Annotated in this window: 19 protein-coding genes; 12 read left to right on the top strand and 7 right to left on the bottom strand. The window is 69.1% G+C overall.

Annotation, left to right across the window (positions count from 1 at the left end):
- Positions 1-871: 871 nt before the first annotated feature.
- The 3 genes from G5C50_RS29560 to G5C50_RS29550 all read left to right on the top strand — a co-directional run bounded on the left by G5C50_RS29560 (position 872) and on the right by G5C50_RS29550 (position 3,731).
- Positions 872-2,080 (top strand): anhydro-N-acetylmuramic acid kinase, encoded by a 1,209-nt coding sequence (locus tag G5C50_RS29560; RefSeq protein WP_240907415.1) that lies wholly within the window; start codon positions 872-874, stop codon positions 2,078-2,080.
- Positions 2,081-2,298: 218 nt separating this feature from the next.
- A complete protein-coding gene (locus tag G5C50_RS29555) occupies positions 2,299-3,261 on the top strand; it encodes an ADP-ribosylglycohydrolase family protein (RefSeq protein ID WP_165074975.1) in 963 nt (320 codons plus the stop codon).
- Between the two features lie 20 nt (positions 3,262-3,281).
- Positions 3,282-3,731, top strand: a complete 450-nt coding sequence (locus G5C50_RS29550) for a hypothetical protein (protein ID WP_165074973.1) — start codon at positions 3,282-3,284, stop codon at positions 3,729-3,731.
- Between the two features lie 39 nt (positions 3,732-3,770).
- Here the strand turns inward: G5C50_RS29550 and G5C50_RS33065 are convergent, their stop codons facing one another.
- The 3 genes from G5C50_RS33065 to G5C50_RS29535 form a co-directional block, all read right to left on the bottom strand.
- Positions 3,771-6,116 (bottom strand): sigma-70 family RNA polymerase sigma factor, encoded by a 2,346-nt coding sequence (locus G5C50_RS33065; protein WP_165074971.1) that lies wholly within the window; start codon positions 6,114-6,116, stop codon positions 3,771-3,773.
- A gap of 103 nt (positions 6,117-6,219) precedes the next feature.
- A complete protein-coding gene (locus G5C50_RS29540) occupies positions 6,220-7,008 on the bottom strand; it encodes a class I SAM-dependent methyltransferase (protein WP_165074969.1) in 789 nt (262 codons plus the stop codon).
- A gap of 177 nt (positions 7,009-7,185) precedes the next feature.
- Positions 7,186-7,905 carry a PEP-CTERM sorting domain-containing protein gene (locus G5C50_RS29535; RefSeq protein ID WP_165074967.1) on the bottom strand — a complete coding sequence of 240 codons (720 nt, stop codon included), beginning with the start codon at positions 7,903-7,905 and terminating at the stop codon, positions 7,186-7,188.
- Positions 7,906-8,245: 340 nt separating this feature from the next.
- On the opposite strand from G5C50_RS29535, the gene G5C50_RS29530 reads away from it, so the two are divergent.
- The 8 genes from G5C50_RS29530 to G5C50_RS29495 all read left to right on the top strand — a co-directional run bounded on the left by G5C50_RS29530 (position 8,246) and on the right by G5C50_RS29495 (position 19,122).
- Positions 8,246-9,715: a sodium:solute symporter gene (locus tag G5C50_RS29530; protein ID WP_165074965.1), complete on the top strand. Its 1,470-nt coding sequence runs from the start codon at positions 8,246-8,248 to the stop codon at positions 9,713-9,715.
- Between the two features lie 14 nt (positions 9,716-9,729).
- Positions 9,730-10,650 (top strand): N-acetylmuramic acid 6-phosphate etherase, encoded by a 921-nt coding sequence (gene murQ / locus G5C50_RS29525; RefSeq protein ID WP_165074963.1) that lies wholly within the window; start codon positions 9,730-9,732, stop codon positions 10,648-10,650.
- Positions 10,647-11,618, top strand: coding sequence for an N-acetylglucosamine kinase (locus G5C50_RS29520; protein WP_165074961.1), 972 nt, complete (start codon positions 10,647-10,649; stop codon positions 11,616-11,618). Before murQ ends, G5C50_RS29520 begins: the two co-directional genes overlap by 4 nt.
- Positions 11,619-11,965: 347 nt before the next feature.
- Positions 11,966-12,958 carry a fumarylacetoacetate hydrolase family protein gene (locus tag G5C50_RS29515; RefSeq protein ID WP_165074959.1) on the top strand — a complete coding sequence of 331 codons (993 nt, stop codon included), beginning with the start codon at positions 11,966-11,968 and terminating at the stop codon, positions 12,956-12,958.
- Between the two features lie 407 nt (positions 12,959-13,365).
- Positions 13,366-16,824 carry a pyruvate carboxylase gene (locus G5C50_RS29510; protein ID WP_165074957.1) on the top strand — a complete coding sequence of 1,153 codons (3,459 nt, stop codon included), beginning with the start codon at positions 13,366-13,368 and terminating at the stop codon, positions 16,822-16,824.
- A 208-nt stretch (positions 16,825-17,032) separates the two neighbouring features.
- A complete protein-coding gene (locus tag G5C50_RS29505) occupies positions 17,033-17,803 on the top strand; it encodes a biotin--[acetyl-CoA-carboxylase] ligase (protein ID WP_165074956.1) in 771 nt (256 codons plus the stop codon).
- Between the two features lie 260 nt (positions 17,804-18,063).
- Positions 18,064-18,453 (top strand): hypothetical protein, encoded by a 390-nt coding sequence (locus G5C50_RS29500; protein ID WP_165074954.1) that lies wholly within the window; start codon positions 18,064-18,066, stop codon positions 18,451-18,453.
- Between the two features lie 276 nt (positions 18,454-18,729).
- A complete protein-coding gene (locus G5C50_RS29495; protein ID WP_165074952.1) occupies positions 18,730-19,122 on the top strand; it encodes a hypothetical protein in 393 nt (130 codons plus the stop codon).
- Positions 19,123-19,140: 18 nt separating this feature from the next.
- On the opposite strand, the gene G5C50_RS29490 is transcribed toward G5C50_RS29495, so the two are convergent.
- The 4 genes from G5C50_RS29490 to G5C50_RS29475 form a co-directional block, all read right to left on the bottom strand.
- Positions 19,141-19,773, bottom strand: coding sequence for a hypothetical protein (locus G5C50_RS29490; protein ID WP_165074950.1), 633 nt, complete (start codon positions 19,771-19,773; stop codon positions 19,141-19,143).
- A gap of 516 nt (positions 19,774-20,289) precedes the next feature.
- Positions 20,290-20,757 carry a GyrI-like domain-containing protein gene (locus tag G5C50_RS29485; protein WP_165074948.1) on the bottom strand — a complete coding sequence of 156 codons (468 nt, stop codon included), beginning with the start codon at positions 20,755-20,757 and terminating at the stop codon, positions 20,290-20,292.
- Positions 20,757-23,006 carry a hypothetical protein gene (locus tag G5C50_RS29480; protein ID WP_165074946.1) on the bottom strand — a complete coding sequence of 750 codons (2,250 nt, stop codon included), beginning with the start codon at positions 23,004-23,006 and terminating at the stop codon, positions 20,757-20,759. Before G5C50_RS29480 ends, G5C50_RS29485 begins: the two co-directional genes overlap by 1 nt.
- Before the next feature lie 181 nt (positions 23,007-23,187).
- A complete protein-coding gene (locus G5C50_RS29475) occupies positions 23,188-23,844 on the bottom strand; it encodes a hypothetical protein (RefSeq protein ID WP_165074944.1) in 657 nt (218 codons plus the stop codon).
- A 530-nt stretch (positions 23,845-24,374) separates the two neighbouring features.
- Here G5C50_RS29475 and G5C50_RS29470 point away from each other — a divergent pair.
- The gene (locus G5C50_RS29470; protein WP_165074942.1) at positions 24,375-24,653 is read left to right on the top strand and encodes a hypothetical protein; all 279 of its coding nucleotides are present in this window, start codon (positions 24,375-24,377) and stop codon (positions 24,651-24,653) included.
- The last annotated feature ends 74 nt before the right edge of the window (positions 24,654-24,727 follow it).

Genomic DNA, 24,727 nt, shown 5'->3' with positions numbered 1-24,727 from the left:
CATCGCTTCTTCTGAAGCTCAATTCCCTTGCCGAACAGTATTGCCCTTCGGGCCACCCTCTCCCGGCGGGAGAGGGGACTTGGGGCAACCGCGTCGCCTCGGAGGTCTGCCTCCCAAAGTTTGCCCAGGGATCGACCGATTGGGTCGCCCCAACCTGTAGGGGCGCCCCTCGTGGGTGCCCGACCGCCGTGGACATTCAACGGCGATTGGGCATCCCATGGCGATCGGGCACCCACGAGGGGTGCCCCTACGAATTAGGACGACGGCGGCCGGGCACTATCTTCCGTCGGAGGCCATCGAAACGGTCAGCACGCGTCGGAATCCAGGACCGGGGGAAAATTGTTTTTTTGAGAAATCCGTCCGGTCGGCGTTCGGGGGAGGCTCGTTGGGTCCATAGTGAGAATAGAAGGCGGTGGACGCGGGCTCTTTCTCAATTCGGAAACCCGAGGGAAGGCGAGCGAGAATGCCTGTGCTTCTTGCCGATCGAAGCCAAATTTCGGTGTGGCGTAAACCTCATGGGGGACGTGCTTTGGAGGGCGTTGAGCGGTCCGAGTGCTTCGGCGAACGAAGCCAGTCGAAGTCGCAGTCAGGCCGTCTTGATTCGGCTTGGCGCGGTTCGGCGGGCGTTGGCGATCGCGGGCCCACGACGAGCGTGGGCATGGCGCCCCAGGAGAGCTTTTGAAGCAAGTGGAGCTTCATGTTCTCGCCAAAGGAAGCCAAAATTCGAGGCCAAGTTTGGGAGGCTCAAGTGGTTGCTTGATCGAGGGTTGCGTCGAACGGGTTGGAATCGTGGTCGGTGCGAAGGAACCCAATCGGCGGGCGGCTGGCGCTTGTTACGATGTTGGGAGGGAATGATTCAGGGGAGGGCGACATGGGGCTGAGTGCGCTGGGCGGGATGATCGAGGGCCGGACGGGGAAGCCGTCGCGGGTGGTGGTGGGGATGATCTCGGGCACCAGCGCCGATTCGATCGACGCGGCCGTCTGCCGGATCCACGGATTCGGCACGCCGGTGGCCGGTCGGCCGGGGGCGAAGGTGGAGCTGATCCACTACGCCGAGACCCCCTACCCGGCCGAGACCCGCGCCCGGATCCTTGGGCTGGCGAAGTGGGGCGTCCGCGACGTGGCGGAGATGAACGTGCTCGTCGCCGAGGCCTTCGCCGTCGCCTGCCTGGAGACGCTGGAGGCGGCCGGGATCGCGCCCGGGGACATCGACCTGATCGGCTCGCACGGGCAGACGGTGTATCACCACAGCTCGGTGCCGGGGGCGATCGGGGCGACGCTGCAAGTGGGGGACGGCGACGTGCTCGCCGAGCGCACCGGCTGCCTGACGATCGCCGACTTCCGGGCCCGCGACATCGCCGCCGGCGGCGAGGGAGCGCCGATCTCGCCGTTCGCCGACGTCATCCTCTACGCCCCCCGCGAGGGCGAGCCCGAACCCTCCCGACGCGCTGTGCTCAACCTGGGAGGGATCGCCAACGTCACCGTGCTCGACCCCGACCCGTCGAAGGTCTTCGGCTTCGACACCGGACCGGCCAACACCCTGATCGACCGCCTCGCCCGGCGGATCTCCGGCGGATCGCTCTCATGCGACCGCGACGGGGCTCTGGCGAAGGCGGGGAAGGTCGATGAGGGGCTCGTCGAACGGCTGCTTGCCGAGGACGCGTACCTCGCTCGCAAGCCCCCCAAGTCGACGGGCTTCGAGATGTACGGCGACGACTTCGTCGAGCGGGCCGGCGCTCTGCTGGGCCGGTTCGACGCCGACCTGATGGCGACCCTCACCGAGTACACCGCCCGAACCGTGGCCGACGCCTTCGCCCGGTTCGTGCCGCCGGTGGTCGAGGTCGTCGGGGCCGGCGGCGGCGTGAAGAACCCCGCCCTCTTCGGCCGCCTCGCCGAGCTGCTGGCCCCCGCGAAGTTCATCCTGGGCGACGACCGAGGCGTCCCCGGCGACGCCCGCGAGGCGATGGCCTTCGCGGTGCTCGGCCACGAGGCGCTCTTCGGCCTGCCGACCTCGCTCCCCTCCGTCACCGGCGCCCGCCGTCCAGCCGTTCTGGGAAAGCTCTGCCTGCCGTCGAGATAAGCGCCAGGGTCCGTCCCAACCGCTTTTCGTCAGCCTGGTGTGTTTAGATAGACTTGCGCAAGCGTTTTTCTTCGGGTCGGCGTGTTTAAGCGAGATCGAGGCGTGTCGAGATTTTGAGACGTGGCGACTGTCAGGGTTGCCGTGTTGGATGGTGGGATTCATAGTGGTGGGCGTCATGGATCTTCCTGGTCCTTGAAGACTCGATGGGGAGTCCAGTCATGTCGGAGTCGGAGGGGGGGAAGACTTGGGATGACAGGCGGCGCGGGGCTCTGGTGGGGCTGGCGGTGGGGGATGCGCTGGGGGCGGCGGTGGAGTTCCATCGCCCCGGGACGTTCCGGCCGGTGGTCGGCTATCGAGACGGCGGGCCGCACGCCCTGGGACCCGGCGAGTGGACCGACGACACCAGCATGGCCCTGGCCCTGGCCGACAGCCTGGGGAGCGTGGGCTGGGACCTTGACGACCAGGCGGCCCGCTATGTGAAGTGGCGGCGGCTGGGGACGTACTCGGTCAACGGCGTCTGCTTCGACATCGGCAACACGACGGCCGCCGCCCTGCTCCGGTTCGAGCTTGGCGGCAACGCGCGGGGGGCCGGCGACCCCTGGGAATCGTCGGCGGGGAACGGCTCGATCATGCGGCTGGCGCCGATCCCCATCCGCTACGTCGAGCTGTATCCCGAGAAGGTCGACGAGCTGGCCCGCCTGGCGGCGGAGTCGAGCCTGCCGACGCACGCCAGCGGACCTTGCACGTCGGCCTGCCGCTACCTGGCCGCAGTCCTCGCCGCCTTGATCCAGGGAGAGCCGCGGGAGGTGGTCCTTGCCGCCGACTGGCCCCCCCTGCTCCAGCTCGACGCCGCCGAGCCGCTCCACCCCCTGATCCGCGACGTGGCCTCTGGCAGCTACCGAGGCAAGACGCCGCCGGCGATCCGCGGCTCCGGCTGGGTCGTCGAGAGCCTCGAAGCCGCCCTCTGGGCCTTCCACGATGCGGCCGGCTTCGAAGAAGCCGTCCTCAGAGCCGTCAACCTCGGCGACGACGCCGACACCACCGGCGCCGTCTGCGGCCAGCTCGCCGGCGCCTACTGGGGAGAGTCGGGCATCACGGCAAGCCTCCGCGAAGGCCTCGCCCGCATGGACATGATCGAAGCGGCCATCGCCGGGCTGCTGGGGACGGGGCCGTCGGCGTGAATCCGAAGAGGTTTGGAAGAGTGAATGAATTCGACAGATTCTTGCGTGACTATGACAAAGATGCCTCACATGGCAATGACGAAGTGTCGCGTGTCGCTCGACACGTTCTCGCCAAGCTGGAGGCGTTTCTCGGGCTGCCGGTCGAAATTCGAGAGGAACGCATCAACGATGGTTTCTTGTGGGCCATGATCGCGAGCCCCCGCCCGTTCGCGGGAGCATTGGAACTCGCATGGCGCGGGCCTTTTTGTCTGGTGGGCTTTGAAGGGACGCAGCCGGCTGGGTTTGAGGCCACGCTCTTTCTTTACAGCGGCGAGCGGAGGCTGAAGCAACTGTTGGGCGACAAGGATCATCTGGTACTGGAATACGTCATCGAAGGCGAGGAAGGAAGCTGGAGACGCTGCGGCTGGTACGACGACGAACACGATGAATGGTCCAGCTACAATCGCTTCTACGACGAGCCCGTGGAGTAGAGAGTTGAGACAGAGGGAGTCGATCGTCGGCTGGCTCGCCTATTCCACTCGTCCGCGAGGGGCCGTGAGCGAATCCAGGAACGCCTCCACCTGACGCTTGCGTCGGGGGGAGAGTCTGGTGAAGCGGTCGGCCGAGGCGGAACCCTGGCCGCCGTGGAGGACGATGGCTCGGGCGACGGTCTCGGCGCGGCCGTCGTGGAGGTACGGGGCGGAGTCGTGCAGGCCCCACAGCGGGGGCGTCCGCCACTCGCGGCGTTTGGAGGCGGCCCGATCCTCGGGGTCGGCGGTCGATCCGGCTCCGAAGACGGTGTAGCCCGCGGCGTCGGCCAGGTCGGCGCCCATGTCGTGGAGAAGGAGGTCGCTGTAGAGGCCCTCGACGTCCCCCAACTTCGGCAGGTGGCAGCCGGCGCAGCCGATCGAGCGGAAGGTCCTGGCGCCCTCGTCGACGTCCGCCGCGTCCTTCGGGTCGGCCGGCGTGGAGGCGACCGGCGCGGGGAGGTCGCGGACGAAGGCGGCCAGCGCGGCGCACTCCTCGCGGTCCATGTCCATCCCCGGCGACGTCAGCCCCGGGCGGTGGGGCGAGTCGGCCTGGCGACGGCCGGGGGTCTCCAGGCCCAGCTCCGACGAGGCGGCCGAGACGACGAACTCCTCCAGGGTCGCCGTCTGGGCCTTCCAGCCGAACCGGCCGACGCGGCCCCCCTCGACGCGGGCGACCCGTCCCCCTCCCCGGCGGGCGTGGGCGATGATCGCCTCGTCCGGGATGGCGTCGATCAGCCCCAGGCCGAACAGCGGCGACGGGTTGCGCTGGGAGACCCGGACGTCGACGTTCCCGTGCAGCCCGGGGACGGCGTCGCGCCAGGCGGCGTAGGTCGGGTCGACCCCAAACCGGTGCAGGACGACGCTCCGCGAGTCGCGGAACCCGGGATGCACGGCCGAGGCCGCCGAGGCGTCGGTCCGGCGCGTACCGTCGGCCGAGGCCCACTGCGAGGGGTCGTAGCCGAACCGGTACTCGAAGCCCTGGCCGCCGAAGTTCATGCTGAAGGCGTAGAAGAACTCCCCGCCGCCGATCCCCGCCGGCCCGACCGTGGCGACGTCGATGTTGTGGATCGCCGAGCCCGACCCGCCGACGCCCCCCTGGTCGTGGCAGTCCAGGCAAGACCGGGCGTTGAACACCGGCCCGAGCCCGTCGCCGCCGTGGCTGCGAGCGTCGTTGGCCGCCCAGATCCGCTGGAACAACTCCCGGCCGTCGATAGCTCGACGAGGCTCGGGGGTGGGGGCGACGGACGCCGCGAGGCCGGCGGGGGGTGGAGGAACGGGGCTTGAAGTGTTGGGCGCAGAGGTCAGATCGAGGCTGGGGCGAGAACTTCCTCCCTTCTCCCCTGGTGGGAGAAGGTGGCCGAAGGCCGGATGAGGGGGATCCCCAGGTTTAGCGACGGTGACGACCCCCCTCATCCGCCCCTCTGGGGCACCTTCTCCCACCAGGGGAGAAGGGAGGATAGGCGCTTCTGACTGTGTTGTTGGCAGGTCGTTTGCCGGCTGGCGGAAGCCCGCGAACCAGACGGCGCCCAAAGCGATTCCCAGAGCCAGCAGGCCGGCGGCCGAGGCGAGGGCGGGCGTCGTCGAACCGGCGGAGGCGAGGGCCAACTGGGCGACGTTCGGGCCGACGAGTTCCTGGGCGCCCGTGCCGGAGAAGCGGACGGCGGCGCGGGCGGTTCGGGTCGTCCATTCGGCGGGGTCGGGTCGGAAGCCGACGAGGGCGGCCATGGCCCCGCGGAGGGCGGGGTCGCGACGGACGAGGGCTTCGCGGAGCTTGCGTCGGCCTCGGTGGAGCCGGGCCTGAAGCGTTCCGTACGGCCAGCCGAGCACGCCGGCGGCCCGCTCCTGGGTGTAGCCCTCGAAGTAGCAGAGGACCAGCGGCAGGCGGTAGCCGTCGGGGAGCCGGTCCAGCTCCTCGTGGAGGATCTGGAGGTCGTCCGGGTCGATCGCCGCAACGCCCGAGGCGCGCTCGGCCGTCGCCGCTCCGCCCTTCGCCTCGGCCCGTCGACGACGCTCGGAGCCGTCTCGCGCCCTGCGAGCCACTCGAAGCGCCACGCCGTGCAGCCAGGAGCCGAGCGAATCCGGCCGGCCGATCGTCGCCGCCTTGCGGGCCAGGACCAGGAACACGGCCTGCGCGGCGTCCTGCGCCTCGTGTTCGTCGCCCAGGACGTCGCGGCAGACGCGGATCACGGCCGCCGCGTGGCGGTCGACCAGGCGGCGGAAGGCCTCCTCGGCGGCGTCCTCGTCGCGGGTGAGGAACGCCTGAAGCAGCAGACCGTCGGGTTGGCCCGCTTCCACGGTCCACCGGTCCAGATCGCCGTTGACGCTCGCGCCGGCCTGCCTCGCCATGGCTCGCTCCTTCCCGTCGCCTCTCGCGGACCCCTCTCTCCTTTGTAGTCCCGCGCGGCCGGGATTTCATTGCAAGTTTCTTCGGGGCGACGACGAAATCGAGCTAGCTCGGCTTTCGGGCCCGGACGTGAAGGAAGTAGGCGACGACCTGGGCGTCTTGCAAGGCGGGGTAGACGCGGACGGCCTCGTCGTCGGGGCGGGGTTCGGCGAGGCGCTCGATGTGGAAGCCGGCGTCCATCAGGAGGTTGAGCCACTCGGAGAGCGTGTGGGTGAAGTAGGGCGTTTGGAACTTCGGCAGGCCCGCCGTGGCCTCGGGCGGGGCGGACGAGAAGATCCATTCCACGACGTCCCCCGTCCGGTTGCGGAAGTAGTCGCCGATCTCGATCGCGTAGGTCCGGCCGTGGCCGTCGCGGAGGTTGCGGCGGTGGGGCGTGTCGTAGCAGGGGTGGCAGATCGAGAACTGGAGGAACCCGCCCGGCTTCAGGACGCGGAAGGCCTCGGCCAGCACGCGGTCCGTCTGTGGGACGTCCATGAAGCACATGAAGCTGGTGGCGAAGTCGAACGTGCCGGCCTCGAACGGCAGGGCCAGGGCGCTCGCGACCCGGTAGTCGATCCCCTGCGGCTCGGCGGCCTCGGCCTCGCGGGCGTATCGGATGAAGGTCTCCGAGACGTCGACGGCCGTGACGCGGGCTCCTCGACGGGCGAGCCGCCGCGTGTTGTGGCCCTCGCCGCAGCCGACGTCCAGGCCCGAGAGCCCTACCACGTCCGGCAGCAGGTCGAAGAACGCCGGCGTGTTGAAGCCGTCGCGGTAGACGTCGTAACCAGCCCGCGCCAGCTTCGTCCAGGCTTCGGCGTTGCCTTCCCAGCAACGGGCGGCTTCGTCGTGATCCATCGGGGGCGACCTCGCGCGGGGGCGGCGGTGAGTCCGGTGATCGAGGGTACTTCTTCCGTTCGCCTCGTTTCAAGGAGCCGTGTTGCGGCATTCCCCTTCGAACAGCCGAAAGCCGGCCAAGAGGCGAGAGCCTCCGGCCGGCAGAGGTCTGCCGAGTCGCGACGAGCGGTCGGGCGATCAGGCCGAAGCCCGGCGGGAGCGGCGGAGTTGACCGCCGAGCACGCCGACGATGCCGAGAGCAGCCAGGGCGATGCTCGACGGCTCAGGCACCGCTTCCATCGAGACGCCGTCCAGGAAGGCGATCGGCGGGGCGCCGTTGGGGGTCCCCACGGCCAGGAAGGTCAGCACCTGGCTGGCCGACGTGGCCTGGAAGAACATCGTCTGCTTCTCCCACTGGCCGGTCGCCCCTTGAAGGAGCTCGAACTTGTGAGAGAGCTGCGTATCCGAGCCGAAGGTCACCGACCAGCGCTCGGTGGTGGGGCCGGTGAACCCCGCCTGCTGGCCGGCCGCCTGGTAGAACGTGAGCATGTAGACCTGCCCAACGGTCAGGCCGCTGATCGTCTGATAGATGGGGACCGTCCAGGCGGGGTCGCCGTCGATCATGACGAACTTGCCGCCGTCCGGGCTCTGGTTCGGAAACCCGTTGTACACCGACAAATAGTCGCCGTTGTCCGCCTGGCCGGGGGCGACCAGGTAGCCCAGCGAACCGGACGATCCGTGGGCCCCGAGGCTCCACCCGGTCAGCGTCAGGGTGCTCAGGTTCTCCTTGCTTCCATTGAATCCGGTGGCGCTCTCGAAGCTGCCGTTCGTGACCAGGTTGGCCGCGGAGGCCTCCGGGGCGACAGCCCCGGCCGCGAGAGCGATCATCAACGTCCACTTGCCAAGGCGAAAGCTCATCCTTATCTCCTTCTTGTCTCGTGGGACGGTCGACGTCGTTGTCGTTTGGGGCGTCCCACGAGTGGAGATAAGGCGTGGTCGGCCTGCGGTGACCGAATGAAGACGCCATTCAACGCGAGAGGCGACTTCGCCACGGAGAACGGTGATTTCGCAGGACGTTCAGCGGCCCTCGTCGCCGACGATCAACGGGTGAGGCGGTGGTTCGTCGGGCGGCGGCCTCGACCGAGGATGCAAGGTCGTCGCCGAATGTGCTAAGATCGACCCCTCTCCCGACGGCAAGGCGTCGATGCGGCCTTGATGTGGGCGTCTGAACAGAATCCGACCGTTTCCGGTGAGGCCGATGAGTCCGATCGACGTAGCGGTGATCGTGGTCTACATTCTCGGGTGCACGGCGCTCGGGGGGTGGATCGGCGGCAAGGGGGAGCAAGGGCTCAAGGGGTATTTCCTCGCCGAGCGCGACATGCCCATCTGGGCGGTGATGATCTCGATCGTCGCCACCGAGACCAGCACGGTGACGTTCCTGAGCGTCCCGGGGACGGCGTACAAGGGGAACTTCGAGTTCCTCCAGTTGCCGATCGGCTACATCTTCGGCCGGATGATCGTCTCGGCCGTGCTGCTCCCCTCGTACTTCAAGGGGCAGATCGAGACCGCCTACCAGGTGCTGGGGAACCGCTTCGGCCAGGCGACCCGTCGCACGGCGTCGATTCTGTTCCTCTTCACCCGCAACCTGGGGGACGGCCTGCGGCTGTTCCTGGCGGCGACCGTCCTGTCGATCATCACCAGGTGGGACATCCTCTACGCGATCATCGCCGTTGAGGTCGCCACGATCATCTACACCTACATCGGCGGCGTGAAGGCGGTCATCTGGGCGGACGTCCTTCAGTTCACCGTCTACATCATCGGGGCCCTGATCGCCCTGTACATCCTGATCCACAAACTCCCCGGCGGGCTGGGCCAGCTCATGGACACGGCGAAGGCGGCCGACAAGTTCAAGACGTTCGACTTCAGCTTCACCCTGACCAAGCCCTACACCTTCTGGGCCGGCCTGATCGGCGGCATGGTGCTGAACACGGCCACCCACGGCGCGGACCAGATGATGGTCCAGCGATACCTGGCGGCCCGGTCGCAGAAGCAGGCGGCGGGGGCGCTGATCGCCAGCGGGTTCGTGGTGCTGGCCCAGTTCGCCCTGTTCCTGTTCATCGGCGTGGCGCTCTACGTCTTCTTCGGCCAGTTCCCGCCGTCCGAGCCCGTGACGAGGCCGGACCGGGCGTTCTCGCAGTTCATCGTGGACCAGCTTCCCACGGGAATCCTGGGGCTGGTCATCGCGGCGATCTTCGCCTCGGCGATGGGGGTGCTTTCGGGCTCCCTGAACGCCTCGGCGTCGACGCTCATCAACGACCTCTATCGCCCGATCACCGGCGACACGGACGAGGTCCGGCTGGTCCGGCTCTCCAAGCTGGCGACGATCGGGTTCGGCGTGGTGCAGGCGTCGGTGGCCTGGTGGGCGACCGGCCTGGAAGCGAGCGTGGTCGACAACGCGCTGGCGATCGCCGGCTTCACGACGGGCATCTTGCTGGGCCTGTTCATCCTGGGGAACGTGACGAAGGACGTCGGCCAGGGGGCGGCCTTGACGGGCCTGGCGGCGGGCGTCGCCGCGGTGATGTACGCCAAGTTCGGCACCTCGCTGGCGTGGCCCTGGTACGCCCTGGTGGGCTCGACGACGACGTTCATCGTCGGCCTGGCCGCGGGCCGCATCTTCCCCACCGTCCGCCCGATCCCGGCGGCCGAATCCCTCCAACCGACGAGCTGAGCGAGTCCGATACGATGGCGCTGGAAGACCACCTGCTGACCGAGGCCCGCAACCCCCGAACGACCGAGATCGACGCGGTCGGCGCGCTGGGGATCGTTCAGATCATGAATGACGAGGACGTGAAGGTCGTCGAGGCCGTTCGGGCCGAGGCGGAGAACGTCGCGAAGGCCGTGGAGTGGACCGCCGAGCGGTTCCGCCGCGGCGGGCGATTGATCTACGTCGGCGCCGGGACCTCGGGCCGGCTCGGCGTGCTCGACGCCTCCGAATGCCCCCCCACCTTCTCGACGCCGCCGGAGATGGTCGTCGGCCTGATCGCCGGCGGCCAGAAGGCTCTGACGCGGTCGATCGAGGGCGCCGAGGACGACGCCGACGTCGGCGCGGCCGAGATCGCCGACATGAACGTGACCGACCGCGACATCGTCGTCGGCATCGCCACCTCGGGCCGGACGCCCTACGTGCTGGGCGCCGTCCGCGAGGCGAAGAAGCGGGGGGCGGCCACCGTCGGCGTCTCCTGCAACCGGCCGAGCCTGCTGGGGGCGGAGGTCGACCTGGACATCGCGCCGCTGGTGGGCGCCGAGGTGATCTCGGGGTCGACGCGGCTGAAGTCGGGCACCGCCACCAAGATGGTCTTGAACATGATCACGACCGGGGCGATGGTTCTGATCGGCAAGACCTGGGGCAACCGGATGATCGACTTCACGCCGGTCAACGAGAAGCTCCGGATCCGGGCCCGGCGGATGCTCCGCGAGCTGGCGGGCGTCGACGACGCGCGAGCCGTCGAGCTGCTGGCGGCCTGCGGCGGCAAGCTCAAAACGGCCCTGGTGGTGGAGCTGGCGGGCGTGGAGCCGGCCGAGGCGGAATCGCTGCTGGAAGCCCACGGCGGCCAGGTCCGGCGCGCCGTCGAGGCGAAGAAGGCGAGGGCGAACGCATCATGAGTGGGCAGGAAACGAAGGCGGCCGACCTCCTCTTTCTGGGCGTCGACGGCGGCGGGACCTCGACGGTCGCCCTGCTGGGCGGACCCGACGGCGCGATCCTCGGCCGGGGCGAGGCCGGGCCGTCGAACGCCAAGGCCGTCGGCACGGCCGCGGCGCGAACGGCGCTGGAGGAGGCCATCGCCGGCGCGTTCGCCGAGGCGGGCCTCTGGCCGCGGTCGGTGACGGTCGCCTGTCTGGGCGTGGCCGGGTTCGACCGACCCGAGGACAAGGCCCTGCTGGGCGAGTGGTCGGTCGCCGGCAACTGGGCCGACCGCCTGGTGCTGGTCAACGACGGCGACCTCGTCGTCGCCGCCGGCACGCCGGAAGGCTGGGGCGTGGGAGTGATCGCCGGCACGGGCTCGATCGCCGTCTCGCGCGACCGCGACGGCCGCAAGTCGCGGGCCGGCGGCTGGGGAGCGACGTTCGGCGACGAAGGGAGCGCCTTCGCCGTCGCCTGCGCCGCCTTGCGCCGAGTCGCCCGCCGGATCGACGGCCGCGACCCGAAGGACGAAGGTCCTGACCCGCTGACCGACTGCATCTGCCGAGCCCTGGGGATCGACGGCCCGGCCAAGATCGTCTCGGCCGTGTACGCGCCGGGGATGGATCGCACGAAGATCGCCGCGTTGACCCGAGCGGTCGTGGAAGCCGCCGCCGACGACCCGACGCTGCTCGACGAGCTGATCCGCCCCGCCGGCCGCGACCTGGGCGAGACCGCCGCCGCCGCCGCGCGTTCCCTGGGCTGGGAGTCCGGCCCGCTCCCCATCGGCCTGGCCGGCGGCTTTTTGGTCTCCACCCCCGCCCTGGCCGACTCCCTCCTGGAAGACCTCCGCGCCCGAGGCTACGACCCAACCCCGACCCTCGTCCCCGAGCCGGCCCTGGGCGGCCTCAACCTCGCCCGCCGGGCGCATCAGGGGGAAAAGGTGGGGTGAACATTCGAGGCCATAACGGCCTTCCCCCCTCGCGGGGGAAGGTGGCCCGAAGGGCCGGATGAGGGGGCGATCGGCGTCGGATTGAGTCCGAAGCGTCGATTCGCGGTCGACGCCGGTCGCCCCCTCATCTGATCGCTTCGCGATCTATCTTCCCCCGCGAGGGGGGAAGACCGTAGTCGGCGTGGCCCGATTCGCATTTCGACGACCCCTTTCCCGACCGCGCGAGCAATCAAACGCGTGTCTGGACTCGCGCCGGGATGTCGATACACTGGAGCGATCATCGTCTAGGTTCGGAAGTCGGGTCGGAAGGCGTCGGGTCGGTTCAAAACTCACGAGGAGGCGTCCTCATGCGCGTCTGTCGGTTCCGCTGCGACGACCTCGTGCTGACCGGCTTCTATCGCGACGACGCGGTGATCCCGCTTGACCAGGCGGCCGAGCTTTACAGCCGAGAGACCGGCGACGAGATGCTGCTGGCGGATACCGAGGACCTGCTGGACCTCCTTCCTCCCAACGGCCCCTCGTTCCAGCAGGCCCGCCGGCTTTACGAATGGGTCGAGGACCTGGACGTCATCGCGCTCAACGAATTGACCATGCCTCGGGCTGAGGTCGACCTGCTGGTGCCCCTCCCCTCGCCCAGCAAGATGCTGTTCCTGGCGGGGAATTACTCCAAGCACCTGGTCGAACGCGGGTACATGTCGACCGAGCGGCAGGAGACGTTCCCTTACGTCTTCACCAAGCCGCCGAGCACGACGCTCACCCACCCCGGCGACCCGATCGTCATCCCGGCGATCTCTCCCGACCAGATCGACTGGGAGTGCGAACTGGGCGTGGTCATCGGCAAGCGCTGCAAGAACGTCTCGGAGCAAGACGCGCTGAAGTACGTGGCCGGCTACACGGTGGTCAACGACGTCAGCGACCGTTCGTTCCGGCCCAATCCCGACCGCAAGGCCCGCGAGCGCGACAAGTTCTTCGACTGGCTGCACGGCAAGTGGCATGACACGTTCTGCCCCATGGGTCCGTGCATCCTCTCGGCCGATTCCGTCGCCGATCCCCAGGCGCTGCCCATCAAACTGACCGTCAACGATGAGGTCAAGCAGAACGCCACCACGGCCGAGATGGTCTTCCCCGTCGCCGCCGTGGTCGAGTTCGTTTCGCGGTTCATCACGCTGGAGCCCGGCGACGTCATCGCCACCGGCACCCCCTCGGGCGTCGGCTCCGCCACCGGGGTCTTCCTCAAGCCCGGCGACGTCGTCCGCGCGACGATCGCACCGATCGGGACGCTGGTGAATCCCGTCCGGGGCGAAAATGAGGGTGAATTCCGCCCCTCCGATCTGAGATAATTGCGGCCCATGAATCCGGACGGTCCGCAGGGCCGGGCGAGGGTCGTCGGAGCTTCGGATCGGGCCACGCTGAGGACGGTCTTCCCCCCTCGCGGGGGAAGACAGATCGCGAAGCGATCAGATGAGGGGGACGACCGCCGTCGGACGCGCATCCAACCGACCGCCCTCGATCCAACACCGATCCCCCCTCATCCGCCCCTGCGGGGCACCTTCCCCCGCGAGGGGGGAAGGCCGTTATGGTCCCGGATCGTGATCCGGCATGCCCTCCGATCTCCCACGACCCTCACCCGGCCAAATATCAGGCCGGTCGACTTGCACCGGAAGCCCCGTTCGCCGACCGCGCCGCCCTTCCCCCCGCGCCGCGGAGTCCCCAACCAGCACCACCCCCAGCCGTCGGGAAGAGCCGCATGACGTCGTTCCGCAAACTGATGGTCGCGAACCGGGGCGAGATCGCCATCCGCGTCTTCCGCTCGGCGCATGAGTTGGGCATCCGGACGGTGGCGATTTACTCGCATGAGGACCGGTTCGCCGTGCATCGGCTCAAGGCCGACGAGGCGTACCAGGTCGGCACTCCGGGCGAGCCCATCCGCAGTTATTTGAACATCCCGGCGATCGTGGAACTGGCCGTCGAGAAGGGGGTCGACGCGATCCACCCCGGTTACGGCTTCCTCTCCGAGAACGCCGAGTTCGCCCGCGCCTGCGCCGCGGCCGGCATCGTCTTCATCGGCCCCACGCCCGAGATCCTCGACAGCCTGGGGGACAAGGTCGCCGCCCGCGCGCTGGCGGAGTCGGCCGGCGTCCCCGTGCTGAAGGGGAGCCAGCCGGTCGTCCCCGGCCCGGACGCCCAGAAGGTCGCCGCGGCGATGGGTTATCCGGTCATCATCAAGGCGTCGATGGGGGGCGGCGGCCGCGGGATGCGGGTCGTTGAGAAGGCCGAGGATCTTGACCCCTCGCTGGAACAGGCCCGCCGCGAGGCCCAGGCCGCCTTCGGCTGCGCCGACGCCTTCATCGAGAAGTTCATCTCCAAGGCCAAGCACATCGAGGTCCAGCTTCTCGGCGACAAGTACGGCAACCTCGTCCACCTCTTCGAGCGCGACTGCTCCATCCAGCGGCGGCACCAGAAGGTCATTGAGATCGCCCCGGCCTACAACCTCGACGAGAAGCTCCGCCAGGACATCTGTGAGGCCGCGCTGAAGATCGGCCGGGCGGTCGGCTACCAGAACGCGGGGACGGTCGAGTTCCTCGTCGACGACCAGGCCAAGACGTTCTCGTTCATCGAGGTGAACCCTCGGCTCCAGGTCGAGCACACCGTCACCGAGATCGTCACCGGGATCGACATCGTCAAGAGCCAGATCCTCGTCGCCCAGGGCGAGCCGCTCTCGAACCCGGCCATCGGCATCGACGGCCAGAACTCGGTGCATACCGAGGGCTTCGCCATCCAGTGCCGGATCACGACCGAGGACCCGGCCAACAACTTCACCCCGGACTACGGCCGGATCACCAACTACCGGTCGTCCGGCGGCCCCGGCCTGCGGCTCGACGGCGGCTCCACGGCCGCCGGCGCCATCGTCACGCCGTTTTACGACTCGCTGCTGGTGAAGGTCTCCACCTACGGCCGCCGGTTCATCGACGCCGCCACCCGGATGGAGCGGGCCCTGCAGGAGTACCGCATCCGGGGCGTGAAGACCAACATCCCCTTCCTGCTCAACGTCGTCACGAACGAGACGTTCCTGGAAGGTCACTGCACCACGCGGTTCATCGACCAGACCCCCAGCCTGTTCGAGTTCGCCGAGCGTCGGGACCGGGCGACCAAGCTGCTGTCGTACATCGCCGACGTCACCGTCAACGGCTTCCCCGGCGTGAAGCCCGACGCTTCGCGCCTGTTCCCCGCCGAGCCTGCGCCGCCGGCCTACAAGCACACCGAGAAGATCCCCGACGGCACCCGCCAGAAACTCAAGGCGATGGGTCCCGAGGGCTTCAGCAAGTGGGTCCGCGATCAGAAGCCGCTGCTGGTCACCGACACCACCTTCCGCGACGCCCACCAGTCGCTGCTGGCCACCCGCCTGCGCACCCGAGACATGCTCCGCGTGGCCGACGTTTACGCCCACCGGCTGTCGAACCTCTTCTCGCTGGAGATGTGGGGCGGGGCCACCTTCGACACCTCCATGCGGTTCCTCCGGGAAGACCCCTGGGAGCGTCTCGCCGCGCTCCGGGAGCGGATCCCCAACATCCTCTTCCAGATGCTCATCCGGGGCTCGAACGCGGTCGGCTACACGAGCTATCCGGACGACGTGGTCGACGCCTTCGTGAAGACCTCCGCCGAGGCCGGCATCGACGTCTTCCGCGTGTTCGACTCGCTCAACTGGGTCCCGAACATGGGCGCGACGATCGAGGCCGTCCGCAAGGCGGGGGCGATCTGCGAGGCCGCCATCTGCTACACCGGCGACATCCTCAACCCCGCCCGCTCCAAGTACAACCTCGACTACTACGTCGAGATGGCCAAGGATCTGGAGAAGCGCGGGGCGAACATCATCGCCGTCAAGGACATGGCCGGCCTCTGCAAGCCGCCGGCCGCCGTCAAGCTGATCGAGGCCCTGCGGAGCGAGGTCGGCATCCCCGTCCACTTCCACACTCACGACATCGGCGGGGCCCAGGCGGCGAGCGTCCTGATGGCGGCCGGCGTGGGCCTGGACGTGGCCGACGGCGCCGTGGCGTCGATGTCCGGGCTGACCTCGCAGCCCAGCCTCAACGCGATCATCGAGTCGCTGCGGTTCACGCCTCGCGACACGGGCGTCGACCACCAGACGCTCATCGACGTCAGCCGCTACTGGGACGAGGTCCGAACCCTCTACAAGCCGTTCGAGTCCGGCCCGAAGTCGCCGGCCGCCGACCTGTACGACCTGGAAATGCCCGGCGGCCAGTACACGAACCTCTACCAGCAGGCCGACGCCCTGGGCCTCTCCCCGCGCTGGCTTGAGGTCTGCGAGTCCTACGGCCTGGTCAACCAGATGTTCGGCGACATCGTGAAGGTGACGCCGTCGTCCAAGGTCGTCGGCGACATGGCCCTCTTCCTCGTGGCCAACAACCTGACGCCCGAGGACGTGATGGACTCCGACCGCGAGCTGGCCTTCCCGGACAGCGTCGTCGAGTTCATGGAAGGCCGCCTGGGCCGGCCTCCCGGCGGGTTCCCCCCCGAACTGCAGAAGCGGATCCTCAAGGACCGCAAGCCGCTGACCGACCGCCCCGGCGCTCTGCTCCCCCCGGCCGACTTCGCCGCGATCCGCAAGAAGGTCGCCGAGATCATGGGCGTCGACGACCCGGCCGAGGTCTCCGAGTTCGACGTCCTCAGCTACATGATGTACCCCCGCGTCTTCCCCGATCTGGTCAAGCACAAGGACAAGTTCTCCGACACCTCCGTGCTCCCCACCCCCTTGTTCTTCTACGGGGCCGAGACGGGCGAGGAGAACGCCTTCGAGATCGAGCCCGGGAAGACCCTCATCATCAAGCTCCTGGCCGTGGGCGAGCCCCACGCCGACGGCAAGCGGACGGTCTTCTTCGAGCTGAACGGCCAGCCCCGCGAGGTCGAGATCGCCGACCGCTCGCTGGCCTCGTCGGTCGTCGAGACCCCCAAGGCCGATCCCTCCGACCCGATGCAGATCGGCGCTCCGCTGCCCGGCCTGATCGTCGGCGTCGCGGTGGCCGTCGGCGACCCCATCCGCAAGGGCCAGAAGCTCTTCTCCATCGAAGCCATGAAGATGGAGACCACCATCAACGCCGACCGCGCCGGCCGCGTCGTGGAACTCCCCGCCCGCGTCGGCCTCCAGGTCAAAACGGGCGACCTGCTGTTGAAGTTGGGCGACGCGTGAGCTTCGAACCCTAACGGCCTTCCCCCCTCGCGGGGGAAGGTGCCCCGCAGGGGCGGATGAGGGGGGATCGGCGTCGCACTGAAGGCAATGCTTCGGACGCGAATCCGACGGCGGTCATCCCCCTCAACTGACCGCTTCGCGGTCTGTCTTCCCCCGCGAGGGGGGAAGACCGTCTTCCTCCGAATCCCGCGCTGGGTATGACCGTCCCATGACCCCCTGGCCGTTCGCCCGCGACGTCTTGATCTACGACGAACTCGAATCGACCAGCACCGCCGCGGCGGCGCTGGCGGTCGAGCCTGGTCGTGCGTGTCCGTTCGTCGTCTGGGCCCGGAGCCAGACGCGCGGGCGCGGGCAGCGGACGAACGCCTGGTGGTCGGACGAGGGCTCGCTGACGTTCACGCTCGTCTTCGACCCGGCGGATCACGGCGTCCGCGTGGATCAGCAGCCGAGGATCGCCCTGACGACGGCCGTGGCGCTGGTGGAGGCCGTCGCCGATCTCGGCTGGCGCGACCCGGGGCTCGGCGTGCGCTGGCCGAATGACGTGGAGGCGAACGGCCGGAAGATCGCCGGCATCCTCCCGGAGCGGATCGAGACCTCCGCCGGTGGTCGGATCCTGATCGGCGTGGGCGTGAACGTGGCCGCCCGGCTCGATCAGGCACCCCCCGAGATCGCCCGGATGGCAGGCTCGCTGGGTGACTTCCAGCCGGTTCCGCTGACGACCGACGACCTGCCGAGGCTGCTGGCCGCCCTCCTCGCCCGGTTCCCGATCGCCCTCAACCGCCTGGCCGCCGACGATCCATCGCTCGCCGAGGAATGGGCCCGACTCGACCTGCTCCGCGGCCTGAACCTTCGCGCGTCGATCGGCCCGCGGAACCTCGTCGGCGTCGGCCGGGGGATCGACCCCGAAGGAGCCCTGCTGGTCGACGACGGCCGCGAGGTCCACCGCCTCTTCGCCGGCCGGATCCTCCGCGACGCCTGACCGCCGAGCCCCGGGGCCTTCTCGGCCGAAGTTCGATGCACCCATCGACGCCGGTTAGTTTATTGCATATTCTTAATGGAGACGGCGCGCCCGACCTCCCATGGTCGCCCCTCTCCCGCCCTCCTCTGGTCTCCGATCTCCCGAAGCCGGGGGACGACACGTGAGACCCCCGCGCGTCGCCGATGGAGCGGCCGCGCGCCGCGGGGAACGCCCGACGGGCCTACCGACCGCTCAGCTCCAGTCAAAAGCGAGAGGGTGCGATGAAGGTTTTGCGCGTCATCTCCGGTTTGGCTCTGGCGTTGTTCCTCAGTGGTTCCGAAATCCGGGCGCAATCGGTCGGATCGTGGGCGGCGTACGGGCCGGGGACCTCCTGGGCGGCCCCCACGGCGACCTATGTTCCCTCGCCGTCGTACTCGCCTGCGGCCGGCACGGGCTGGCAAGGCTACGCGCCGGCGGTGGTTTGGCAGACTTACCAGCCGCAGGAGGCCTGGGTCGGCTACGTTCCTCAATACGGCTGGACGACCTCCGCCACGGCGGCGTCGGTCCGCCCCCGAGGCGCAGGCGTGCCGATCAGCTCGTGGAACCCGGAGTACGGCACGGGGCGGACCATCGCCATGATCAAGCCGTGGCTCCCCGCCAGTCCACGATGAATTCTTCGTAACCCTTTACAGAACTTAGGATTAGTTTCGGTTTAGGTCGGACTCGTCGACTCGACGGGGAGGCCTTCCTCGCGTACCCTTCAGGTAGGCGACGCGCCGGGTTGGCGCGAGTCTGCCCTCCCTCATTTGGGTCGAAGAACAACCGAAGCTGCTGGGGCCGACTCGCGCATCCGCCGGCGCGACGTTCACCGGGCGGTCGCGCGCCGTGGGAATCCCCCAAGGCCCGCCCGCCCGCTCCTCTCCCCCGGATGAAAGTGAGACGGTGTGATGAAAGTCCTACACGTGACTCTCAGCCTGGCGCTGGCGGCGGCGTTTGCGGTCTCCGAGTCGCAGGCTCAATCGATCGGTCCCTGGGTCGGCTATGGGCCGGCGACGGCGTGGAGCCCTCCAGCGGTGACCTACGTCCCAGCGCCGGTGGCTCCGGCGGCACCTGCCTCGGTCGGCACGGGGTGGCAGGGTTATGCTCCGGCCACGGCCTGGCAGCCCTATCAGCCGCAAGCCGCCTGGACGGGATACGCCCCACAGTCTGGCTGGGGGACCGTCCGTCAGGCGGCGCGACCCCGGGGCGGCAAGGCCCCGATTAGCTCGTGGAATCGCGAGTACGGCACCGGCCGGAACGTCGCCATGCACAAGCCGTGGCTCCCCGCCAGCCCTCGCTGACGTGAAGCTCGACCCTCTTTATTGAACCCGACCGCGACGGGGGAATCCCTCGCCGTCGATCTCGACCGACTGGACGACGCGCCCGGCCTCGTCGAAAAGGCCCAGGCCGGGCGTGCCGTCGGGGCGGATGGCCACCGCGGCGCGGAGGACTCCGCCCGGGCCGTAGAGGTTCACCCCGGGGGTTTCATCGCCGGACATGTCCAGCGAGAGCCTCGGCTGTCTCCGGTCGTCGAAGAAGGCCATGCCGGGGGTGCCGTCGGGCCGCATCGTCAGGGCGGCTCGCAGCTCTCCCTTGTCGCCGTAGACGTTCACGCCGGGCGTGTCCGAGTCGTGCTCGCCCTTCGCCCCCAGGTCCAGCGAGAGCCGCATCGTCGCCTTCTCATCGAAGAGCGCCAGGCCGGGCGTGCCGTCGGGTCGCATGGTCAGGGCGGCCCGGGCGCGGCCCTCCTTGTCGCGGAGGATGAACTCGCCGGCCTCGACGGTCGGCGGCGTCTCGCGAGCCGCTGCGCCGACGGCGACGATCAACGCCGCCCCGGCCAGCGCGAACACCCCGGCGACCCGCCATCGGCGACGTTCTTCTTCCAGACGATGGTTGACCGCTTCCAGATGCGCAAGGCGCTCGACCACGGCGTCGATGGTTTGCTGACTCATGTTGCTCTCCGCACGACGTTTCAGCAGGCAAAGGTGAGACGTCGCCCTTTGAGCCATTCGTGTGCCAACGGCCGGCCTAATTCTCGGTGTTGGCGAAACATGTTTTGGGTTAGTGAGTTGCGCTCTGCATGTCCGCTTCGGCCGTCCACTCCTTACGCCGATGGTTTAAGCAGGTGTGCACAAGATCGGTTCAAGGCCTCACGACGCCAGGAGATGGATTGGAGATCACCCCGACGCCTTCGGACGAGATGTCGCGAGGCGGGATGCTGGGGACTTCGGAGACGTCGGCGTCCTCATGCGCCGGTGCGGCGGGCTTCGGCGGGGCCGGCGGGGCAGAACTGGGACTGGCTCCCAGCCGCCGTCGGTTCCATCGCCGTAGGGGCGCCCCTTGTGGGCGCCCGATCGCCATCGGATGTCCGACCGATGTTGAATGTCCACGGCGATCGGGCGCCCACAAGGGGCGCCCCTACAGCAGATGGGGTCACCCGTCGCTAATAGGTCGTGAGTGCTCCGTCCTCAATCCTCGGCGACGAGGTGGAAGACCTCGGTGGTGATGCCGGAGGGGTCGCGGTTCCATTCGTCGCGCCAGTGGCCGTAGATCTCCCAGACCGGGCCTGCCGGGCGATGGCCGTTGGCCTGGAGCCAGGCGCGGAGGGCGTCGTGGGCTTCACCGAGTCGATTGTAGGGGCCGAGGTGGGTGGTCGTCACGACGAGGCCGGCGGGCGTGGCCGAGGCGACGACCTCGCCGAAGTCGCCTTCGACGAGCGGCGCATTCAATTCAACGCCCACTTCCAGGTTGATTTGATCATCCCAGTAGACGGCGACGTGTCGTCCCGCGCCTTCGATTCGCTGAGCCTTGACGACCCCCCAGACGATCCCGCAGGCCTCCGGGACGATCCGGGGAAGCTCCCGCAGACCCGCCCGACGTCGGACGACGGCGAGCGGGACGGCGGCGGCGCGTTCCAGGCGGATGGCGTGTCCCATCAGGATTCCCGAGAGCGGGCGATCTCGTCGAGATAGCCGAAGGGGGCGTCGGGGTCGTCGTCGAAGAGGGCGGCGATTCGGGAGGCGGCCTTCGAGGGGGAAGACTCGGATTCGACCTCGGACGAGTTCGCGGCCCTGGCCGGAGCGCTCTCGCGAGGAGCACCGCCGCCGAGCCGATCGTGAAGGGCGGCGATCTCGTCGCGGATCCGCGCGGAGTCGTGTTCGCGCTCGCGGCCGATGCGGTCCACGTCCGCCCGCACCTGCTGGTCGAGGGCCCGCAGCGCGGCGACCTCGGCGTAGAGGGAGCCCGACGTCTGCCGTTCGCGCTCCAGCTCCATCCGGAGGTTCTCGGCGTGGGCGCGGAGCGTGGTGATCTCCGAGTACATCAGGCCGGCCGTCCGCTGCTCCATGACGGCCGCTTCCTCGAGCTTTCTGGCCCGGGCGCGGAGGGCGGCGATCTCCTCGGCCAGCTTGGCCGCCTCGGCGTCGGGCTGAGGAGCGGTCGCCTCGCCTTCGGCCCGCGGCAGAGCGCGGAGGGCCTCGACCTCGCGTCCCAGGGCCTCGGCGGCCTGGCGTTCGGCCTCGACCTCGGCGCGGAGGCTCTCGCCGCTGGTGCGGAGGGCCTGCACTTCCTCGAGCAGCCGGGAGGCTTCTCCCTCGCGCTGACGGCCGAGTTGTTCAAGCCGCTCGACGTCGCTGCGGACCTGTTCATCGCGGGTGCGAAGGGAGGCGATCTCCTCGGCGAAGGCCGATGCGGTCCGGCGTTCGCGGCCGGCCTCGTCCTCAAGCTGGCGGGCGAGGGCGCGGAGGGCCGCGACCTCCTCGGCCAACGCGCGGGCGGCTTTGCGTTCGGCCTCGACCTCGGCCCGGAACTGCTCGTCGCGTTCGCGGACATCCTCGGGCTGGAGGCTCTCGGAGTGGGGAGCCGCTCCGCCCGCCTGAAGCGCGGCGATCTCTTCGAGGAGCTTCGCGGCGTTTCCTTCGCGACGGCTGCCGAGCTGTTCGATCCGGTCCAGATCGGCGCGAACCTGTTCGTCACGGGTGCGGAGGGCGGCGACCTCCTCGGTCAAGGCGTGGGCCGACTGGCGTTCGTGGTGGGCCTCGTCTTCCAGTTGGCGGGTCAGCTCGCGGAGGGAGGCGACTTCCTCGGCCAGAGCGCGGGCGGCCTGGCGTTCCGCCTCGACCTCGGCGCGAAGCTGGTCGTCCTGCGCGCGGAGGGCGGCGACCGCGCCGCCTCGGGTTTCGGCCTCGCGGCCGAAGTCGGCGCGGAGGTCCTCGCCGCCGGCTCGGAGGGCGGCGATCTCCTCCAGCAGTCTGGCGGAATCCCCCTCGCGTTCGCGGCCGAGGTTCTCCAGCCGCTCCAGGTCGGCTCGCACCTGCTCGTCGCGGGCGCGGAGGGCGGCCAGCTCTTCGGCCTGCGCCTCGGCCGCCTGACGTTCGCGATCGAAGTCGGCGCGGAGATGCTCGTCTCGCTCACGCAGCGCGGCGACTTCCGCCCCCAGGTCGGCGGCGGCCCGACGCTCGCGGCCGGCCTCTTCTTCAAACTGCCTCGCGAGGGTGCGAAGCGCGGCCACCTCGGCGGCCAGGGCCTCGGCCTCGGGACCGCCTCGCTCGCGGAGGGCGGCCACCTCTTCCAGCAGCCGAGCGGCGTCCCCTTCGCGCTCGCGGCCCAGCCGCTCGACGTCCGCCTGAAGGCCGTCGCCGCGTTCGCGGAGGGCGGCGATCTGCGAGGCCAGGGCCTCGGCCGTCCGGCGTTCGCGGTCGAAGTCGGCGCGGAGGCGACGGTCCCGCGCCCGCAGCGAGTCGATCTCGTCGAGGAACTTCGCCGAGTCGCGCATGCGCTCGTCCTCGAGCCGCTCGACGTCGGTCCGCAGGCGGTAGTTGAGGTTGCGGAGGTCGGCGACCTCTTCCAGCAGCCTCATGACCTCGGCGCGGCCCTGGTTGGGGTCGTCGGGGTCGGGGGTGGGATCCGGGAGCTTCGCCGCCGACCTGGCGAGTGCTCGCGTCTGGGGTGGATTCAGCAGGAACTTCGCCCGACAGGCCCCGCAGCGTATGTGATGGCCGATGTACTTCGACCGCACCCGAAGCCCAGCCCCGCACTCGGGGCACGTCGAAGCGACGTAGCCCGAGTCCGACGCCTCGTTCTGAGTGCAGACGGGACAGACCGAAGGACCCCCCTCGGTCAGAGGGCTCTTCGGTGATCCGCAATGCTGACAAACGACCGCGGGAACGGCGGGGGTTGCGCTCATGGCTCAGCCTGATCCGGAGAGGATGCACATGCGGTCATGCAAGACGAGGGCCTCGGGCGCAATGACGAGGCCCTGCCATTATGAATGATCCGCTTCCAGACGGCCAAGCACTTTTTCGTGCTCGGTTGCGGTTTAAACTATTCTTGATCCCGCGTGATGTTGCCGATTTTCAACGTCAGGATCAGGTCGTCGGCTGAGGCGCGGCCCGGCGACGGCCGGCGCGGTTCCGGGCTCGCAGGCCGATGACTCCGGCGGCGCCCGCCCAGAACAGGAAGGCGACGGGCTCGGGGACGTTGGTTTCGCCGTCGGTGCTCCCGCCGCCGGTGTCGGTGGGGGTGCTCGTCGGGTCGGGGATGGCGCTGATGGTGATCCCCGGCGTCGAGGAGACGAGCTGGGGCGGGTTGCTCGCCAGCGCGGAGTCGATGCTGAGGGCGAAGTCGAGTTCGCCGCCGGCCTGAAGGCCCTGGCCGAAGAAGACCAGGCCCAGGAGCTGTTCGGGCGAGCCGTCGGACGCGGTGGCGTCCTTCAGGGCCACGACGAGCTGGCTGGGGTCGAAGCCGTGCGAGGAGGAGAGGACCGTCAGTGGGCTCCCCTGCGAGCCGTCTGCGTTGGTGGGAGGGACCACCGCGCCGGCCGGGGTGACGGCGGCCACGACCTGGGGGCCGTCGATGTTGGAGGCCGGCGCCGCCAGGCTGGAGTCGGTCGTCAGCTTGTAATACGCGGTGGCCGTCGAGGGAGTGATCGCGTCGGCCTGGGCGGGGGAGGAGCAGCAGGCCCCAAGGACCAGCGCAAGCGCGGCCGCCAGGGTCGTCGAGGGAGTGGATCCGGGACGCGTCACGGCGCGTATCCTCCTTGATAGCGATGGCAGGTCGTTCGTTGTCGGCGACGATCGGGGGCTTCTTCTCGTCCGCGCCGCCAAGCCTCATCGTCGGATTCGAGGGTTTCGTCCCGACAGCCAGCGGCCGGGTCGAACGTCGGAATTTCCGAGGATTTCAGCAAGTTTCGCGGGCCGTGCTCCGATCCTTCTTCTGAAACGCGAGGTTACGCCTCGCTCGCCTCTCGGCGTCGGTCGAATCGATCGGACGCAGCCCTTCGGACCTCGCCCGACTCCATCGCCGACGCCCACAGCTTCGTCCTGAAGAGGGGGCGGCTTCATCTCGCACAGAGTCTGACGACGTCGACGTGTGCCTATCCCGGGTGAGCCATTCTCTGAAATCGGAGGTCCGCATTCTGCTGCGATCCCCCGGGACGGTCAACCCCGAATCAGGCCGTCGCGCTTGCCCTGTCAGAGCCTCGGAAGGAGGGGTAAAATGGGCGCGGAGGCCGAACGGTCGGACGTTCCGTCCGCATCTGGATCGAGGCGAATCCATGCCCTTGCTGGTTCTGCTTTTGCAGCTGTTCATCCTGGCCGTGGCGGTCGCCGTCATGGCCTTCTTGCTCTTCGCGCTGACCCTCGCCGCGATTTGCCTGCTGACGACGGCCTACGTCCTGAACCGGCTGGGTTGGGACCGTCGACTGATCGCCTTCCTGGCGACGAAGGCCGGCGTCCGGGTCTCGCCGCCGGTGAAGGCGAGGTTCGACGACATGGACGCCCCCATTGAGGGGCACTGGATCCTTGAGGACCCTCGCGCCGGTCGACCGGGCTGAGGCCCCGACCGCGCGGACGGGGGGTTCTCAGGGCCCGGCGAATCGATCAGGATGGTGGGGCTGGTCGGCTGTTC

It is taken from the genome of Paludisphaera rhizosphaerae (assembly GCF_011065895.1).
In the GTDB taxonomy this organism is placed as follows: Bacteria; Planctomycetota; Planctomycetia; order Isosphaerales; family Isosphaeraceae; genus Paludisphaera; species Paludisphaera rhizosphaerae.
The sequence above is the reverse complement of the archived record's forward strand: the minus strand, read 5'-3'. Positions and strand labels throughout refer to the sequence as shown.

Bases quoted from the DNA above. Each gene is read 5' to 3' on its own strand.
- G5C50_RS29470 (WP_165074942.1), top strand. From the start codon at position 24,375: ATGCCCTTGCTGGTTCTGCTTTTGCAGCTGTTCATCCTGGCCGTGGCG.
- G5C50_RS29540 (WP_165074969.1), bottom strand. From the start codon at position 7,008: ATGGATCACGACGAAGCCGCCCGTTGCTGGGAAGGCAACGCCGAAGCC.
- G5C50_RS29500 (WP_165074954.1), top strand. From the start codon at position 18,064: ATGAAGGTTTTGCGCGTCATCTCCGGTTTGGCTCTGGCGTTGTTCCTC.
- G5C50_RS29535 (WP_165074967.1), bottom strand. From the start codon at position 7,905: ATGAGCTTTCGCCTTGGCAAGTGGACGTTGATGATCGCTCTCGCGGCC.
- G5C50_RS29490 (WP_165074950.1), bottom strand. From the start codon at position 19,773: ATGAGTCAGCAAACCATCGACGCCGTGGTCGAGCGCCTTGCGCATCTG.
- G5C50_RS29505 (WP_165074956.1), top strand. From the start codon at position 17,033: ATGACCCCCTGGCCGTTCGCCCGCGACGTCTTGATCTACGACGAACTC.
- G5C50_RS29530 (WP_165074965.1), top strand. From the start codon at position 8,246: ATGAGTCCGATCGACGTAGCGGTGATCGTGGTCTACATTCTCGGGTGC.
- murQ (WP_165074963.1), top strand. From the start codon at position 9,730: ATGGCGCTGGAAGACCACCTGCTGACCGAGGCCCGCAACCCCCGAACG.
- G5C50_RS29560 (WP_240907415.1), top strand. From the start codon at position 872: ATGGGGCTGAGTGCGCTGGGCGGGATGATCGAGGGCCGGACGGGGAAG.
- G5C50_RS29495 (WP_165074952.1), top strand. From the start codon at position 18,730: ATGAAAGTCCTACACGTGACTCTCAGCCTGGCGCTGGCGGCGGCGTTT.
- G5C50_RS29485 (WP_165074948.1), bottom strand. From the start codon at position 20,757: ATGGGACACGCCATCCGCCTGGAACGCGCCGCCGCCGTCCCGCTCGCC.
- G5C50_RS29515 (WP_165074959.1), top strand. From the start codon at position 11,966: ATGCGCGTCTGTCGGTTCCGCTGCGACGACCTCGTGCTGACCGGCTTC.
- G5C50_RS29520 (WP_165074961.1), top strand. From the start codon at position 10,647: ATGAGTGGGCAGGAAACGAAGGCGGCCGACCTCCTCTTTCTGGGCGTC.
- G5C50_RS29510 (WP_165074957.1), top strand. From the start codon at position 13,366: ATGACGTCGTTCCGCAAACTGATGGTCGCGAACCGGGGCGAGATCGCC.
- G5C50_RS29555 (WP_165074975.1), top strand. From the start codon at position 2,299: ATGTCGGAGTCGGAGGGGGGGAAGACTTGGGATGACAGGCGGCGCGGG.
- G5C50_RS29480 (WP_165074946.1), bottom strand. From the start codon at position 23,006: ATGAGCGCAACCCCCGCCGTTCCCGCGGTCGTTTGTCAGCATTGCGGA.
- G5C50_RS33065 (WP_165074971.1), bottom strand. From the start codon at position 6,116: ATGGCGAGGCAGGCCGGCGCGAGCGTCAACGGCGATCTGGACCGGTGG.